Raw genomic sequence first — 14,517 nt, 5'->3', positions numbered from 1 at the left:
CTTTGCTCCTCTGCGGATAAATCGAGAGTCCACAGACCAGCCATTTGCCGCAGAGGGGCAAAGCGGCAGAGGTGGCAGAGGTTTTGCAAGTGGCTCATTCCTTTGCCCCCATTCTATTGCCCAAACTCTGGATCACAGCATCGCCCGAAACTCCGCTTCGGTGAGAATCTTCACGCCGAGCTTGGTGGCTTTGTCGAGTTTGCTGCCTGCGTCTTCGCCAGCGAGCAGGTAGGTCGTTTTGCCGCTGACGCTGCCGCTGACTTTGCCGCCGTTGGCGCGGATGGTGTCGGCGATGGTTTCGCGGTCTTCGCTCAAGGTGCCGGTGATGACCCAGGTGGTGCCGTTGAGTTTGTCGGAGGCGGCGGTGACGGTTCGTTGCGCGAAGTTGAGGCCTGCTGAACGCAGGCGGGCGAGCAGAGCGACGTTGTGCTCGTCGCGGAACCAAGCGTGGATGCTCGGGGCGACGATGGCTCCGATGTCGGGGCATTGTGTGAGGTCTTCGATGCTTGCGGCAGCGATGGCGTCGATGCTGCCAAAGTGTTCGAGGAGCTTGCGGGCACCGCCAGCGCCGACGTGGAGGATGCCGAGGCCAAAGACGAGCCGCCATGGGTCCTGCTGCTTGCTGGCTTCGATGGCTTTGAGGTAGTTGTCGATGCTCTTGGTGCCGACGCGTTCGAGACGGGCCAGCAGCAGCTCGTTGAGCACGTAAAGATCGGCCACATCGCGCACGAGTTTGATTTCAACGAGCTGGGCGATGACGGATTCGCCAAGGCCGCTGATGTCCATGGCGGCGCGACTGACGAAGTGCTCGATGCGGCGCTTCACGACTTCCGGGCAGTGCGGATTCGGGCAGCGGATGACGACCTGCTCCTCATCGCGATGCACGCCGGTGCCGCAAACGGGGCAGTGCGTGGGGACGGTCACGGCGGCTTCATCGCCTTTGCGATGCTCTTTTTTGACGGTAACGACCGCCGGAATGATCTCACCGGCTTTTTCGATCACGACAATGTCGCCGACGCGAATGTCTTTGCGCTCGATCTCCTCGTAGTTGTGCAGCGTGGCGTTGCTGACGGTGCTGCCGCTGATCAAGACGGGCTCCAAACGTGCCACGGGCGTCAAAGCGCCGGTGCGGCCGACTTGGATGTCGATGGCGAGCAGTTTCGTCTCCGCCTGCTCCGGCTGGTATTTGTAGGCGATGGCCCAGCGCGGAGCCTTGCTCGTCACGCCGAGTTCACGCTGGTCAGCGAAGCTGTTCACCTTGATGACGGCACCATCGGTCTCGTAGGGCAGTGATTTGCGCTTCTCATCGAGTTCGCGGATGGCTTTGAGCAAGCCTTCGGCGCTGTCGGCATGCCAGATGAGATCGGCTTTGCGCAATCCAGCCGCATCGAGCAAGGCATACACATCGGTCTGTGATTGTACGTCGCTGGCTTCGACGAGTCCGTAGAAGACGATGTCGAGCGGGCGTTTGGCGACGGTTTTTGGATCAAGCAGCTTCAAAGTGCCTGCGGTGGAGTTGCGTGGATTCGCGAAGCGCTGTTCACCGGCTTCGTCACGCTCTTCGTTGAGCTTGGCAAAGTTGGCCTTCGGCATGAAGACCTCGCCACGCACTTCAAAGGTCTGCGGGCCGTCTTTGGGCAGGCGCAGCGGCAGTCGCTTGATGGTTTTGAGGTTGTTGGTGACGTCGTCGCCAGTTTGGCCGTCGCCACGCGTCGCGCCGTGTTTCAAGACACCGTTTTCGTAGCGGATCGTGATGGCGACGCCATCGACCTTCGGTTCGATGACGCAGTCGATCTTCTCACGGCCCAAGCCTTTCTGCACCCGGGTGAAGAAAGCGGTGAGTTCTTCCTCGGAGTAAGTGTTGTCGAGGCTCATCATGCGCACGGTGTGCGTGATCTGCGTGAAACCTTCGAGCGGAGCGCCGCCAACGCGTTGCGTGGGCGAGTCGGGTGTCAGCAAGTCGGGAAACTTCGTCTCGATGTCCTGCAACTCACGCAACAGCACGTCGAATTCCTGGTCCGAGATCACCGGTTTCGCCTCGACGTAGTAGAGGCGGTTGTGGCGGTGCAGTTCGGCGCTGAGAAATTCGGCACGGGTGGCGGCTTCGGCGTGGGTCATGGTGGGGATGTGATTAGCCGCAAAGAGACGCAAGGAAACGCGAAAATATGGTTCAACCTGAAAACGAGAATGGATGGCCTACGGAACACCCGGAATACTCGGAAAGGAGCTTTCCACATCGCTCACTCAAAAGGTGGGGCAACAGGCTTGAGCTTTTGTCTGATTTTCCGTCTGTTCAGCGTGTTCCGTAGGCCGCCATTTCTGTTTCTAGTTTCAAAGCGCCTCGGTGAAGGCTTCGAGTGTCACTCCGGCCTGATCGAGCATGCCGCGGAGAGTGCCTGGCTTGATCGGTTTGTGCTGCGGCACGACGACCGTTTTATCATCACGACGCATGATGTGGTGTGAGCCGGTCTGGCGAATGCTCTCGAAACCGAGCCGACGCAACGCACGGACAGCTTCCGTTCCGGTGACGTCACGCGGGACTTTCATGCCATTTGCAGCACGGGATCCTTGGCGAAATGCAGCTTCACGCGGCGGGGCTTTTCATCCGGCTCAAAGAAGCCTGCCACCGCGTCAGACACCATCTCTTGGAGTTCGCTGAGGGAATCGCCCTGCGTGGTGATGCCGCCACGTCCGAGCGGGTCATCCCAGCGAGCGACGTAGCCGCCGCTGACATCGCAGGTTTCGACGATGAAGGTGATTTCCTCGTTCATGGCGGACCACTAACCCAACAAGAGAGACCTGCCAATTTCATTTACTCGCACATGATGGCCGCCTGAACCGCAAGAATGGGGAACGTGAGCACGGCGAGCACGGCTTTGCGTGAGCCATGAAACAACGGCGTCCAGTGCGGCAGCGGGGCGACGTGAAAAAACGCGGAGGCACGCCAGTGCTCGGAGCAATGGAGAAAAACCATGGCCTGCAACGGCACGATGCCCATGAAGCAGGTGGCGAAGGCCTGCATCATCAGGGAAGCGTCGAAATCACCCGCGCGGCTGCCGCCGGAAAACATCATCACGAGCGGCATGATGAGCATGGGGGCGATGCCGGGATAGAGCCGCAGCTTGACCTCGCGATCTCGTGCGAGGTAGGCGGTGGTGAGGATGAAGGACTGGCGCTCGACGGGATCGCGCAGCCACCATTTAAGCAGCGGCAACTTCACAAGCGCGGCCAGCCAGCGTCCGCGTGGCTTCTTGCTGTCTTTGATGGTGCCAGAGGATTCATTGAGCGACATGAGGCCCTGACCGTAGGCGCTGCCGAGTTTTTCAAATGCCAGCCAGCTCAAGATGACGGTGACGAGGATGCCAATGGCTGCTGGCAGCCAAAGCACGGCAGGATTCAGCGTCGTGCCGCCGATCAGCGCATCGAGAGCGCCAAACCACATCGGCGGCATGGCCAGCAGCCAACCGCTGACGTGGTCGAGGTGCTTCATCATGTCGAGATTGAGCAGACGCGGCACGATCTGGCCGCTGACGATCATGACGATGGCGAGCAGGGACTGCAGGGTGGCGATCATGTTGTCGAGACGCTCGCGGCCAAACCATTTGAGGCAGGCGTTGTAAACAAGCACGATGCAGGCGGCGGAGAAGACCATGAGCAGCGCCGTGGAGAGCAGATGAGCAGGGATAAAGCGCCAGGTCGCGCCCTTGCTCCATAAACCGGTGACGAAGCCGGCGAGATTGAGCGCCAGCGCGAGCAGCAGCGAGAAACCGGCCAGCACACTGCACTTCGCGCGCAGCAACTGCTGTGGCGTGACCGGTCGGTGCAGCAAAATTTCCGCCTCCTCCTTGATGAACAGCATCGTACCGGCGTTCGAGGCCAAAGTGAGCGAGGCGAACATGAAAGTGAAGCCATGCAAGGCGCTGGCGAAGACGAAGCTGTCCGCTGTGAAGGCCAGCATCGCGGGAATGATGCCAACCGCCGCGTAAATGAGCAGCGTGATGCCGAGGCCGATCTGGCGGCGGGTTTTCTGCGCACCAGCCTGCTGCGCGGCACGACCACGAAACAACAGCTGCCAAAAAAGGCCGCGCAGCACCTGCTCCGGCGATGATGAGACGGCGGCGCTCATGACAGCATGCTTTTGGCAAAGGACTCGGCGCGTGCTTCGAGACCGCTGAGGCCGGTGAGGCGGGTGAAAAGCTGCTCCAGCGTGTCGGCACCGTGCTGGTGCTGAAGCTCCTGCGGCGTGCCTTCCACGAGCAGTTTGCCCGCCGCCATGATGGCGACGCGGTTGCACACGCGTTCGACGACATCGAGCACATGGGAGCTGTACACGATGGTCTTTCCTTCACGGGCGAGGGTTTCGAGCAAGGCTTTGAAGCCGACGGCGGCATTCGCATCGAGACCGTCGAGCGGTTCGTCGAGCAGCACGACACGCGGATTGTGCAGCAGGGCGGCGGTAATGACGACCTTGCGCCGCATGCCTTTGGAATAAGCGCCGAGCAGCTTTGAAGTGAGTGTTTGCTCATCCAGCTCAAAGAAATCGAGGAACTGGCGGATGCGAGGCCGCGCTTCGTCTTCGTGGATGCCGTAAAGTGCCCCGATCATGAGCAGGAACTCGAGACCGGTGAGGGATTCATAGACCGCGCCTGAATCCGGGACGAAACCGAGCAGCCGTTTCGCTTCCATGGGGTGCGTGACGACGTTCACGCCGCAGATCAGCGCCGCACCCGAGTCTGGTTGAAGCATACCCGTGACCATTTTGAGAGTGGTGGTCTTCCCTGCCCCGTTCGGCCCGAGCAGACCCACGATCATGCCTGGCGGGACTTCCAGCGTGAGGTGATCGACGGCAGTTTGAGCACCGAAGCGCTTGGTGAGACCCTGGATGGAGATCATGGGGCCGGATGATCCGTGGCTGGATGCCGCATGCAAGGCGCGGTTCGCGGCGGGCGAAGGGGATGAAATCTAATAGATATTAACTAAAACCTTGCCGCCACCACTGAAGCGAGTAAACTGAGTATAATAACAATAATATGCCTGCTTTCCCCTCTCAACTGCCTACCCGCCTGCGCTTCGCTGTGCTGCTGGTGATTTTGATTCTCGGCATGCGCCAAGCCACGAAGGCGCAGAGCCCTAGCCTGGGGCCTACTTTGCCTCTGCCTACGGGACAGGCGAATGCGGGTGTCTATGTGCCGGTCGGCGAGGGTGCCACGATCAAGGTCAATTTTCCCAGCGCCCCGATCCAGGCAATCATCCCGTTTTACACCCAGCTCACGGGCAAAAAGCTCATCCTCGACTCCAGTCTGCAAGGTGAGCAGCTCCGCATCATCTCCCCGCAGCTTCTCACCAAAAAAGACGCCATTGCCTTCATCGAGGCCACGCTGCTGCTCAATGGCTACGCGATCATCAACATCGACGCCACCACCGCGAAGCTGATCAACCACGCAGGCGGCAAAAGCCCCACCGCCGATGGTCTGAAGGTCTATAATTCCGTGCGCGAGCTGCCGCAGAGCGAGGAAATCTGCCATTTCGTGCTGCCGCTCCAGCACATCTCCGCTGATGACGCGTCGAAAGCCTTTCAACAGGTGATCAAACTGCACGCCTACGGTGCGATGACGCCGATCTCGAACGACTCCGCGCTCATCATCACCGAAAACAGCGCCACCATTCGCAGCATCTGCGAGATCGCCCAGATCGTCGATGTGCCGCCCGCCGAGATCGCGAATGAGATGATCAAACTCGAGCGCTCCGATGTGGAACTCGTCGCTGAGATCGTGAACGAGATTTTCGACCAGCAGGAGAAGGTGCAGAAGAGCACGACTGCTCCGGTGATCGCTGTGCCAAATCCCGCCGCACGGCCCGGCGTTCCTGCTACACCCGTGCTTGCAGGCGCGAGCACCTCCGACACCAATCCCGCCGCCGCGAAGGTCAAAATCTTCCCTTATCGCCGCACCAACGAACTGCTCGTCATCGGTCGGCCAGTGGACATCGCCTACATCAAGGGGCTCGTCCTAAAACTCGACAAAGAGGATGACGGCACCAATTTCCTCAAGCGGCGCCTCAAATACCTGGACGTGATCGATTTCCTGCCCGTGGCCTACAATGCGCTGGCCAAGGACACCGACATTCAAAGCAATGACAGCGGTGCCTCCAGCGGCGGTGGCAGGAGCGGCAGCAGCCGACGCAGCGCCAAACCCAGCTCCAACTCCCCCTCGACGGATGCGCGCAACAACAGTCAGGGCGGCTCCAATTCCGCCTACGACACGAACAACAACTTCGGCAGCAGCAGCGGCATGAGCACCGGCTCAAACGGGGGCAGCCGCACCGGTCTCGACGCACCGGAGGAAGTTGGTGCGCCGGAGTCCCTGATCGTGGGCAAAACATTGCTCATCGCCGATCCACAATCGAACAGCCTCGTCGTGGACGGTTCGCCAGAGCACATCGCCCGCATCGACCAGCTACTGAAGGAAATGGATATCGAGCCGCAGCAGGTTTACATCTCCGCCATCATCGGCCAGCTCAGTCTCGGCAAAAACTACCATTACGGCTTCGACTTCCTCAAGCTCCTGGATGACTTCAGCGTGCGCCGCGAAGATGCCACAGCGGCAACATCGTCCACGTCATCCACCGGCACGCTCACCAACGGCGGCATCCAGTTCCCGGCGAATTTCAGCAATTTTTCCTTCAACCAGTTGAACTTCTACGGCCAGATCGGCTCGTTGAGCAACTACATCAAGCTCATCGACGGCAACAACGATTTCAAAGTGCTCGCCACGCCCAGCGTGTATGCCAAGAACGCCGCCAAATCCGTCATCTCCTCCGGCCAGCGCATCGCCGTTCCCGCGCAGATTCTCTCCAATGGTGGTTTCTCATCAGGCGTCGCCAACACCAGCGTCAGCGTGGAATATCGCGACGTGCTGCTGAAGCTCGAAGTCGTCCCGCTCATCAACTCTGATGATAAGGTCACGCTCAAGATCGCGCAAATCAATGACAACATCGTCGGCACCCAGACCATCTCCGGCAACACCGTGCCCACCATCGGCACGCAGGAGCTGGTGACCGAGGTGGCCATCAAAAACGGTGCCACCGTCGTCCTTGGCGGCCTCATCACCGAACGTGTCAGCAACACCGAACGCGGCACCATCTTTCTGCGCCGCATTCCGATCTTGAAGCACCTCTTTGGCACCACCAACAAAGAAACCAAGCGTGAGGAGCTGCTCATTTTCATCCAGCCGCACATCATCAAGTCCAGCGACCCGCTCGACGGCCCGAACCGCATCGAAGCGGGCCGCACTGATCTGTTTGATGAAGCCATGCAGTTTGGCAGCCCTGCCCTGGAGGACATTCCAAGAGCACTGCCAGCAAGATAAGACAGCGATGAGCGCACCAAGCCATTCAACGTCCTGGCGCAGAGCCATCGTGCTCTTGGGGATGCTGCTGCTCAATCTGCCGGCTCATGGCCAGGAACTGCGGCTCGAAGTGAGCCCCAGGGTGAAAGAACGCGATCTACGCTTGAACGAAGCGCTGGTGGAACTGGCTTCAGCACGGGTCACACGGCTGGATTTTCTGCTCTCCGGCCTGGCATTGAAAAAGCAGGACGGCTCATGGCTGGAATCGCGGGACTGGTTTGCTTATTTGAGCGCGGCGTCGGAGCGCATGACTGCCGAGGGCACTGGAATTCCAGAAGGCGAGTACACGGCCATCCGCTTTCACATCGGCGTGGACGAAACGGTGAACAAGGCAGATCCGCATCGTTATGCAGCGAACCATGCGCTCAACCCACTGGTCAACGGCCTGCATTGGGGCTGGCTGGGCGGCTACATCTTCCTGGCGCTCGAAGGTCGCCTGGCGAACGACGGTTTCTCCTACCACATCGCGAATGCGCCGCAGTTGATGACGGTGGAACTGCCGGTGGCATTTCGCGGCGGGCGGCCGCTCACGCTGGCACTGGAACTGGATGTGACGCAGGTGCTGGCGGGAATCGATTTCGCCAAAGACGGCAGCTCGACGCACTCGCGCGAGGGCGATGCGCTGGCCGCGAAACTCAAAAGGAACATCGAACATGCCTTCCGCGTGCGCAGCGTGAGCTACGATGTCTATCAAACCCCGGTATTTGCCGAGAAACGCGTTCCCTTTCCTGCCAACACACACCCGCTGACACCGGCGATCACGCAGCGTTTCCCCCAGGTGAAACTACCCGCCGACAATCCGCTGACGCAGGAAGGCGTGGCGTTGGGACGTCAGCTTTTCCACGACACCCGACTGTCAATCAACGGCACGCAATCCTGCGCCTCGTGTCACGAGCCAACACACGCCTTCGCTGATGCGCGGCGTTTCAGCCTCGGCGCGCAGCAGCAGGTAGGCAAACGCAACGCTATGCCGCTGTTCAACCTTGCCTGGCAGCAGGGCTTCTTTTGGGACGGACGTGCGGCCACGCTGCGCGAGCAGGTGCTGGTGCCAATCCAAGACAAGGATGAGATGAATGAAACGCTGCCCAGCGTCATTGCGAAACTCAGCGCGGACAAAGATTGCGCCGTCGCTTTTGAAAAAGTCTTCGGATCAGCCGAGATCACGACGGAGCGCATTGCCAAGGCGCTTGAGCAGTTTCTGCTCACCTTCATCTCGCAAGACTCGCGCTTTGACCGTGCGGCACGGAAGGTGGCGGAACTGAGCGAAAGCGAGAAGCGCGGCTTGCAGCTCTTTGTGACCGAGTTTGACCCCAAACGCGGCCTGCGGGGCGCGGACTGCTTCCACTGCCATGGCGGCACTCTGTTCACGAGCCAAAGCTTCGCCAACAACGGCCTAAAACTCGCCGTCGATGACATCGGGCGCATGGCGGTGACCAAGAACGCGGCAGACCATGGCAAGTTCAAGACGCCAAGCCTGCGCAACATCGCGCGCACCGCGCCTTACATGCATGACGGTCGTTTTGCCACGCTGGAGGAGGTCGTCGAGCACTACAACAGCGGCGTGCGCCGGTCGGCTACGCTTGATCCCAATCTTGCCAAGCATCCTGAAACTGGGATGCAGCTCACGGCGCAGGAAAAGGCCGATCTGGTGGCCTTTCTCAAGACCCTGACGGACGAAACTTTCACCGGCCCTGAAGCCGCCACCGCCGCACGCTGAATCGCCTGCATCCCGAGTGGTTGCCTCGCAAGGATTCGAACCTTGAACGAGAGAATCAAAATCTCCTGTGTTACCATTACACCACGAGGCAGCGGGTGCTCAATTGAGGGGCGGATGGTAGCGCCTCCTTTCGACTGCGCAAGAGCAGCTTCGGCGCGAGTTAAAACAAGGCGGCCGAGTACTCCCAAGCGTATTTCGAGGGGTAAAACTGCTCCCGAAACGAGTCTTGGAGAATTTTTTGAGGGGTCTGAGCGGAAGGTGGAGTGACCGTCTTGGCCTTGATTTACTTGGATAGGGCGAGATCGAACGAAAACGAATCATTGAAATTATGGAAATATAAAATATTTATTCTTGCAATGTTTTCCATAATTTGCAGAATAACCATGCAAATTGCGAATAACACTATGAAGAAGCTCATCCTCATCCAGAACGACTATCCCGGCACCGGCAAGAGCACCCTAGCGCTCTGTTTCCACCGCTACCTCCAGCAGTATGGTGTCGCCCATCAACTCCTCTCCCTCACCGAGGAAGACATCCCCGCCATGCCGGGTTCCACGGCTCTCGATGCCAGCACGCTGACACCGAGAGAGTTTCTTGCCGCCATTGATGCTATCCCGCTGACCATTCTGGACGTGGGGACCGGCCTGGGTGAGTTTTTCAACAAATTCTACCAAGGCAACGAAATGGATCAGATCCTCAACGAGGCCGGAATCGCGGTTTCCGTGGTGCTGCCCGTCACGGCGGACCGTGAGAGCTTTGATTCGGTGATCGAGGCGGCAGAAGTCTTCTCTGACAACGCGGAATACCTCATCGCCCACCTCGTCACGAGTTGCTACGACGAGGACGACAAAGTCTGGGACACCAGCTACGCCGCCCGCGTGATGGACATGTTCGAGGCCGTCGAACTGCACATTCCGGAAATTACCTTCCAGTTGGAACTGAGCAACGAACGCATGAGCCTCGACAACGCGCTCCAGCAACACGATGTCGATGAACGCTTGGGCAAAGAGTACACCAAATGGCACCGCCGCGTCATGGGCCAGGTGGACAGCGCACGCCAGTATCTCTTTGGCGATGCCTTCCGCCCCACGATGGCCCCCAAGCCTGCCAAGCCCGCTCGCAAAGCAAAAGCCAAGCTCGCCGCTTAACCCCAAAACCACGGGCTACTCGAACAATTCGGGATAGCACCGCCCTGCCACAGCCCGGCTGAGTGTCAAAATCTCAGTCGGGCTGGTGCATGTCTGGGCAGTGCGAGCCAGTTCCGTGCATTCCAGCACGGAGAGACGCCGCACCGCATGCTTTACCCGAGCGATCTGCGTCGTCGCCACGCTGAGTTCATTCAAACCCAGGCCGATCATCAGCGGCGTGAGCCGCAAATCCGACGCCATCTCGCCGCACATGCCGATACGGATACCCGCACCATGCGCTGCTTTGACCGACATGCCGATCAATCGCAGCACGGCCGGATGCGTGGGCTGGTAGAGTCCCGCCACGCGATCGTTCAGCCGGTCCACGGCAATCGTGTATTGAATCAAATCATTCGTCCCGAGGCTCAGGAAATCGACCTCCGCCGCGATCATATCCGCCGACAGCGCCGCGCTGGGAATTTCAATCATCGCACCGACTTCAACCTCTTCCGGCACGTCAATGCCCTCGGCGGCGAGTTCATCCGCGCAATTGCTGAGCACCGCCTTCGCATCCACCACCTCCTGCACGCCGGACACCATCGGAAACATGATGCCCACGCGTCCATGCGCCGCCGCACGCAGCAGGGCGCGTAGCTGGCGCTTGAACAAATCCAGCCGGCCCAGCGACAGGCGGATACCGCGCCAGCCGAGGAACGGATTCGGCTCCGGCTCCACCGCGAGACGTTCATCCACTTTATCGCCACCGAGATCCAGCGTCCGAAACACCACGCGCTTCGGTGCCAGCGCCTTCACCACACGGCTGTAGGCTTCCGTGAGTTCATCCTCTGTCGCGTCTGGATTCTCCAGATGCAGAAATTCTGTGCGAAACAGCCCCACTTCCTCCGCGCCGCTGTCCTGTACGATGCCCACCTCTTCGATGAACTCCGCATTGGCCCCCACGCAGATCATGCGGCCGCAAACGGTGGTCGCAGGCTTATGGCGCTCCTCTTGGAAGACATCCTCACGCCGCTCCGCCTGCTCTTCACGCAGGCGATAACGCGCCAGCGTCTCCGCCGTCGGATTGAGGATCAACTGCCCGCCCTCGCCATCCAGCAGCACCGTGTCACCGCTGTGCAGTTCATCGCAGATGTTGTGCAGTTTAACCACGGCCGGCAGTGCCAGCGAGCGAGCGATGATCGCCGCATGCGACACCGCGCTGCCCGTTTCCACCGCAAAGCCCAGCACCTTGGTGCGATCAAGCTGCACCGTGTCGGACGGCGTCAGATCATGCGCCACCACGATCACCGGCTCGTCAAACATCGGGTGCTGCATCAACTCGCCACGCAGATGCCGCATCACGCGCTGCGTCACATCCTTGATGTCCAGAAAGCGCTCGCGCAGATACGCATCAGACAATCCGCGCAGCGCATCCATGTGCTTGCACATCAGCTTATAGTAGGCCCAGTCCACGCACACCAGCTTCTCGCGCACCGTCTTCTCCGTCTGCTTCAGGATCGTCGAATCCAGCAGGATCAGCAGGTGCGTTTCAAAGATCTCGCTCTCCGCGCTGCCTTGCTCACCAGCCATCACCCGTTGCAGTTCCTCGATCTCCTGGCTCGTCACCGCCAGCGCCGCGTGCAGCCGCGCCATCTCGCCCTCCACCATCCCGGGCGCGATGCTGTCCGCGTCCGGTTCATCAAAGTGATCCTTCAGCACATGCACCACGGCATGCGCCACCCCCGTTGAAACAGGTGTTCCGGTCCAGATTTTTTCTTTGAGAGCAGGCGGTCGCGTCATCCGCACGCACCTTTCATGCGGAGCAGGCGTTTGGCAAACGCCACCATACATCAAACCGCCGCCAGCGCCTTTTCCAGACGCTTTTGGAAGGCCGTTGCCTTCCCGTTCTCGCCGATGATCTCCAGCATCGCGATGTAATCCTGCCCGATGGCCTCATAGCTCGACGCTTCCACCGGCAGTTGCGTCTCCAGGATGCCGAGACTCGTTTCAAAATGCTGCTGTGCCGCCGCATTCTCCGCCAGTTCATGACATGCCGTGGCCAGATTGCAGTACGACTGCGCCACATCACGGTGCTTCGCCCCCAGCACTTCCATGCGGATTTTCAGCCCGTCCTCAAACATCTCCTTCGCCTGATCGGGAAACCCGGCGGCGTAATACAAGCTGCCTAAGTTGTTAAATACACAGGCCACCGACTCCGAACTGCGGCCGCGCCGGTTCTCCAGTGTCTCCAGCGCCCGCAGGTAGTGCTGCTCCGCCAGCGCAAACTTGCCCAGGCACTTGTACGTCATTGCCAGGTTATTGCGCAGTTGCGCCGCCACCTCAAGATTCTCACCACCCAGCGCCTCATGATTGCTGATCGCCTCCTCATAATAAGGCAGCGATTCAGTTTCACGGCCATTAAAGTCCAGCAGCGTCGCCAGGTTCGTGCGTACATTCGCGATCACATCCGCCGGCAGTTCCAGCTTCGCCCCCGCCTCCAGCGCCTCGCGATACGCCGCCTCCGCGCCCGCAATGTCCCCTGCTTCACGCAGTGCATCCCCCAGCGCCTGCAGAGCCCGCACCAGCGCCGGTGCCTTGCCTGGATACTCCTTCACCGCCGCACGCTGCGCCTCCACCACCGCACGGGCGGCTGGGATGACAGAATCAGAAGAGGATGCTGAAGGTTGGGATGAGTTCTCGGGCATGATCGCAATCGGAGCGGTCGGGGGTGGAAGCCGTACCTTCGCGGACAGAGCCGCACCACGTCAAGTGCCGCGTTCGTTTCCAGGCACAAAACTCCACTCCAGCCTTTCGACCGGCTGATGGCAGCGAAGCGCCACGCAGATGCCTCAGCCGTCCCCGTCTGGCAGGCTGCCCCCCGTTTCCGGGTAAGCTTGAATCATCAGATTTGGTGTTCCTCGGTGACCTCTGTGGTGAATCCGTTGGGGAACTTGGATCAACCACAAAGGGCACGGAGAGGCACAAAGTTGGCTTGTGATGCAGCACACATTCTCCAGATTCCCATCCTATGAAATACTTCATCCTTCTTCTGCACGTGGTTTGGCTTTCGTCGTGCCAGACCACAGCGGATTACCATGCGGGCAGCGTGGCCGAAGCCAGAGCGTATGCCAGAAGAGCGGTGGAGCTGGGCGTCGTACATCAGGGCGGCGAGGCGGCGCTCGTCGCGGAGAAATCGAACGGCAGGCCCTTGGAAGGCCAATGGAACCCCCAAAAGATCGACCACTTCCTGACCCAGTATGCGGCAGAACATCCGCGCCTCGTGGCGATCAATCGCGCCGCCACCCACGGGAAGATCAGTGAGAAGGAGCGCGAGATCCTAGTGGCGGTGCTCAAAGGGCAGGAGGAACGGCAGGCCGAGCAAGAGCTTGCCGAGCGTCAGGCAGCCGCGTACGAACTCAATCAATCGGCAGCCATGATGAATGAGACCTCGTCGTTCCGGCAGAACTCGGTGCTCATGCAGGCCACGCCCACATCGTCCTATTCCGGGTTCGGCACCGGCTTCGGTGGCAAAGCCTACTAAGGTTGGGTGATCGTGCGGAGGAGATTGCCCATCGCCTTTCATCTTCTTGCCCGCATCATCCCACCGCTGCCTTGCGCAATCGTCGCAATGAAAACATTTCTCCCGCACTCTCGCTCACCTTTCGTGCCCCATCCTTGCGCTTCGGCCCAAATTTGTCGCGATGCTCGGTGAAGATGCTTTCCACGAACGCCTTGCTCCCCAGCACTAGGCCATCGCTGAAGTAGCGCACGCGCAACCGCACGAGTTCGGTGCCGCTCAGCTTGCCCTTCTCCTTGAGCACTTGCCTCGCCTCCTCGACGGACACACCGCTGCGCAGCACGTTCTCATTCTGAGCGTCCTTGATCTCGATGCCATTCGAGAACAGCAGGCAGCGATACGCCGCCGCACCGCCTGCCGCCTCCCAACCATCCACCGGCTTCGCTGTCACCCTGCTCAGTCCACGCTGCGCACGCCGACTGCCGCTCACCGCCTCCGCGTAGCCGCACCAGCGGTAGTCCTTCGGATCAGCCACCAGCCCGGCGCGCACGGGATTCAGGTCAATGTAGGCCGCCATCGTGTGCAGCGGCTCGCCTTTGCCCTCCACCATCACGCTCTTGTAGCGATCCATCCACAGCGTGCCTTTGCGCCCGCGTCGCTTGTTGAACCAGCGACTAAAACGCTCCTTCACCTCCTTCACATAGATCGACAGGTCGCAGAAGCGCTGCTGGATCGCCGCCAGCTTCTCCTGCA

At 60.0% G+C, this 14,517-nt stretch carries 12 protein-coding genes and 1 tRNA gene; 4 read left to right on the top strand and 9 right to left on the bottom strand.

The features are described 5' to 3' along the window. Positions 1-132: 132 nt before the first annotated feature. From ligA to ACKVY0_RS21495, 5 genes are all read right to left on the bottom strand, one after another. Complete coding sequence (ligA, locus tag ACKVY0_RS21515) at positions 133-2,118, bottom strand: NAD-dependent DNA ligase LigA (protein ID WP_409216908.1); 1,986 nt, start codon at positions 2,116-2,118, stop codon at positions 133-135. 213 nt (positions 2,119-2,331) lie between these two features. Continuing rightward, positions 2,332-2,547, bottom strand: coding sequence for a type II toxin-antitoxin system HicA family toxin (locus tag ACKVY0_RS21510; RefSeq protein ID WP_409216907.1), 216 nt, complete (start codon positions 2,545-2,547; stop codon positions 2,332-2,334). Next, positions 2,544-2,771 (bottom strand): hypothetical protein, encoded by a 228-nt coding sequence (locus ACKVY0_RS21505; protein ID WP_409216906.1) that lies wholly within the window; start codon positions 2,769-2,771, stop codon positions 2,544-2,546. The genes ACKVY0_RS21510 and ACKVY0_RS21505 overlap by 4 nt, the downstream gene beginning before the upstream one ends. A 41-nt stretch (positions 2,772-2,812) precedes the next feature. Then, positions 2,813-4,126, bottom strand: a complete 1,314-nt coding sequence (locus ACKVY0_RS21500; protein ID WP_409216905.1) for a hypothetical protein — start codon at positions 4,124-4,126, stop codon at positions 2,813-2,815. Next, positions 4,123-4,893, bottom strand: coding sequence for an ABC transporter ATP-binding protein (locus tag ACKVY0_RS21495; RefSeq protein ID WP_409216904.1), 771 nt, complete (start codon positions 4,891-4,893; stop codon positions 4,123-4,125). The genes ACKVY0_RS21500 and ACKVY0_RS21495 overlap by 4 nt, the downstream gene beginning before the upstream one ends. A 137-nt stretch (positions 4,894-5,030) precedes the next feature. Between ACKVY0_RS21495 and ACKVY0_RS21490 the strand changes: the two genes are divergently transcribed. Together ACKVY0_RS21490 and ACKVY0_RS21485 are read left to right on the top strand one after the other, a co-directional pair. Next, positions 5,031-7,367 (top strand): secretin N-terminal domain-containing protein, encoded by a 2,337-nt coding sequence (locus ACKVY0_RS21490; protein ID WP_409216903.1) that lies wholly within the window; start codon positions 5,031-5,033, stop codon positions 7,365-7,367. Positions 7,368-7,374: 7 nt separating this feature from the next. Further along, a complete protein-coding gene (locus tag ACKVY0_RS21485; RefSeq protein WP_409216902.1) occupies positions 7,375-9,123 on the top strand; it encodes an MbnP family protein in 1,749 nt (582 codons plus the stop codon). Between the two features lie 17 nt (positions 9,124-9,140). On the opposite strand, the gene ACKVY0_RS21480 is transcribed toward ACKVY0_RS21485, so the two are convergent. After that, positions 9,141-9,214: transfer RNA gene (locus ACKVY0_RS21480), tRNA-Gln, on the bottom strand. Between the two features lie 313 nt (positions 9,215-9,527). Here ACKVY0_RS21480 and ACKVY0_RS21475 point away from each other — a divergent pair. Continuing rightward, positions 9,528-10,271, top strand: coding sequence for a hypothetical protein (locus ACKVY0_RS21475; RefSeq protein WP_409216901.1), 744 nt, complete (start codon positions 9,528-9,530; stop codon positions 10,269-10,271). A gap of 15 nt (positions 10,272-10,286) precedes the next feature. On the opposite strand, the gene ptsP is transcribed toward ACKVY0_RS21475, so the two are convergent. Then, entirely contained in the window at positions 10,287-12,047 is a 1,761-nt protein-coding gene (ptsP, locus tag ACKVY0_RS21470) for a phosphoenolpyruvate--protein phosphotransferase (protein ID WP_409216900.1), read from the bottom strand. Positions 12,048-12,097: 50 nt separating this feature from the next. Then, positions 12,098-12,952, bottom strand: a complete 855-nt coding sequence (locus ACKVY0_RS21465; RefSeq protein WP_409216899.1) for a tetratricopeptide repeat protein — start codon at positions 12,950-12,952, stop codon at positions 12,098-12,100. A 323-nt stretch (positions 12,953-13,275) separates the two neighbouring features. On the opposite strand from ACKVY0_RS21465, the gene ACKVY0_RS21460 reads away from it, so the two are divergent. After that, positions 13,276-13,788 carry a hypothetical protein gene (locus ACKVY0_RS21460; protein ID WP_409216898.1) on the top strand — a complete coding sequence of 171 codons (513 nt, stop codon included), beginning with the start codon at positions 13,276-13,278 and terminating at the stop codon, positions 13,786-13,788. 55 nt (positions 13,789-13,843) lie between these two features. Here ACKVY0_RS21460 and ACKVY0_RS21455 read toward each other — a convergent pair. Further along, positions 13,844-14,517 (bottom strand): transposase (locus ACKVY0_RS21455; RefSeq protein WP_409216897.1); only part of this gene is annotated, 674 nt, incomplete at its 5' end.

Source organism: Prosthecobacter sp. (genome assembly GCF_046154365.1).
Lineage (GTDB): Bacteria > Verrucomicrobiota > Verrucomicrobiia > Verrucomicrobiales > Verrucomicrobiaceae > Prosthecobacter.
This window is presented reverse-complemented; position numbering and strand designations above follow the sequence as displayed.

What these genes read in the sequence shown, in the direction of transcription:
- ligA (WP_409216908.1), bottom strand. Translation starts at nt 2,118, where the DNA reads ATGACCCACGCCGAAGCCGCCACCCGTGCCGAATTTCTCAGCGCCGAA.
- ACKVY0_RS21510 (WP_409216907.1), bottom strand. Translation starts at nt 2,547, where the DNA reads ATGAAAGTCCCGCGTGACGTCACCGGAACGGAAGCTGTCCGTGCGTTG.
- ACKVY0_RS21505 (WP_409216906.1), bottom strand. Translation starts at nt 2,771, where the DNA reads ATGAACGAGGAAATCACCTTCATCGTCGAAACCTGCGATGTCAGCGGC.
- ACKVY0_RS21500 (WP_409216905.1), bottom strand. Translation starts at nt 4,126, where the DNA reads ATGAGCGCCGCCGTCTCATCATCGCCGGAGCAGGTGCTGCGCGGCCTT.
- ACKVY0_RS21495 (WP_409216904.1), bottom strand. Translation starts at nt 4,893, where the DNA reads ATGATCTCCATCCAGGGTCTCACCAAGCGCTTCGGTGCTCAAACTGCC.
- ACKVY0_RS21490 (WP_409216903.1), top strand. Translation starts at nt 5,031, where the DNA reads ATGCCTGCTTTCCCCTCTCAACTGCCTACCCGCCTGCGCTTCGCTGTG.
- ACKVY0_RS21485 (WP_409216902.1), top strand. Translation starts at nt 7,375, where the DNA reads ATGAGCGCACCAAGCCATTCAACGTCCTGGCGCAGAGCCATCGTGCTC.
- ACKVY0_RS21475 (WP_409216901.1), top strand. Translation starts at nt 9,528, where the DNA reads ATGAAGAAGCTCATCCTCATCCAGAACGACTATCCCGGCACCGGCAAG.
- ptsP (WP_409216900.1), bottom strand. Translation starts at nt 12,047, where the DNA reads ATGACGCGACCGCCTGCTCTCAAAGAAAAAATCTGGACCGGAACACCT.
- ACKVY0_RS21465 (WP_409216899.1), bottom strand. Translation starts at nt 12,952, where the DNA reads ATGCCCGAGAACTCATCCCAACCTTCAGCATCCTCTTCTGATTCTGTC.
- ACKVY0_RS21460 (WP_409216898.1), top strand. Translation starts at nt 13,276, where the DNA reads ATGAAATACTTCATCCTTCTTCTGCACGTGGTTTGGCTTTCGTCGTGC.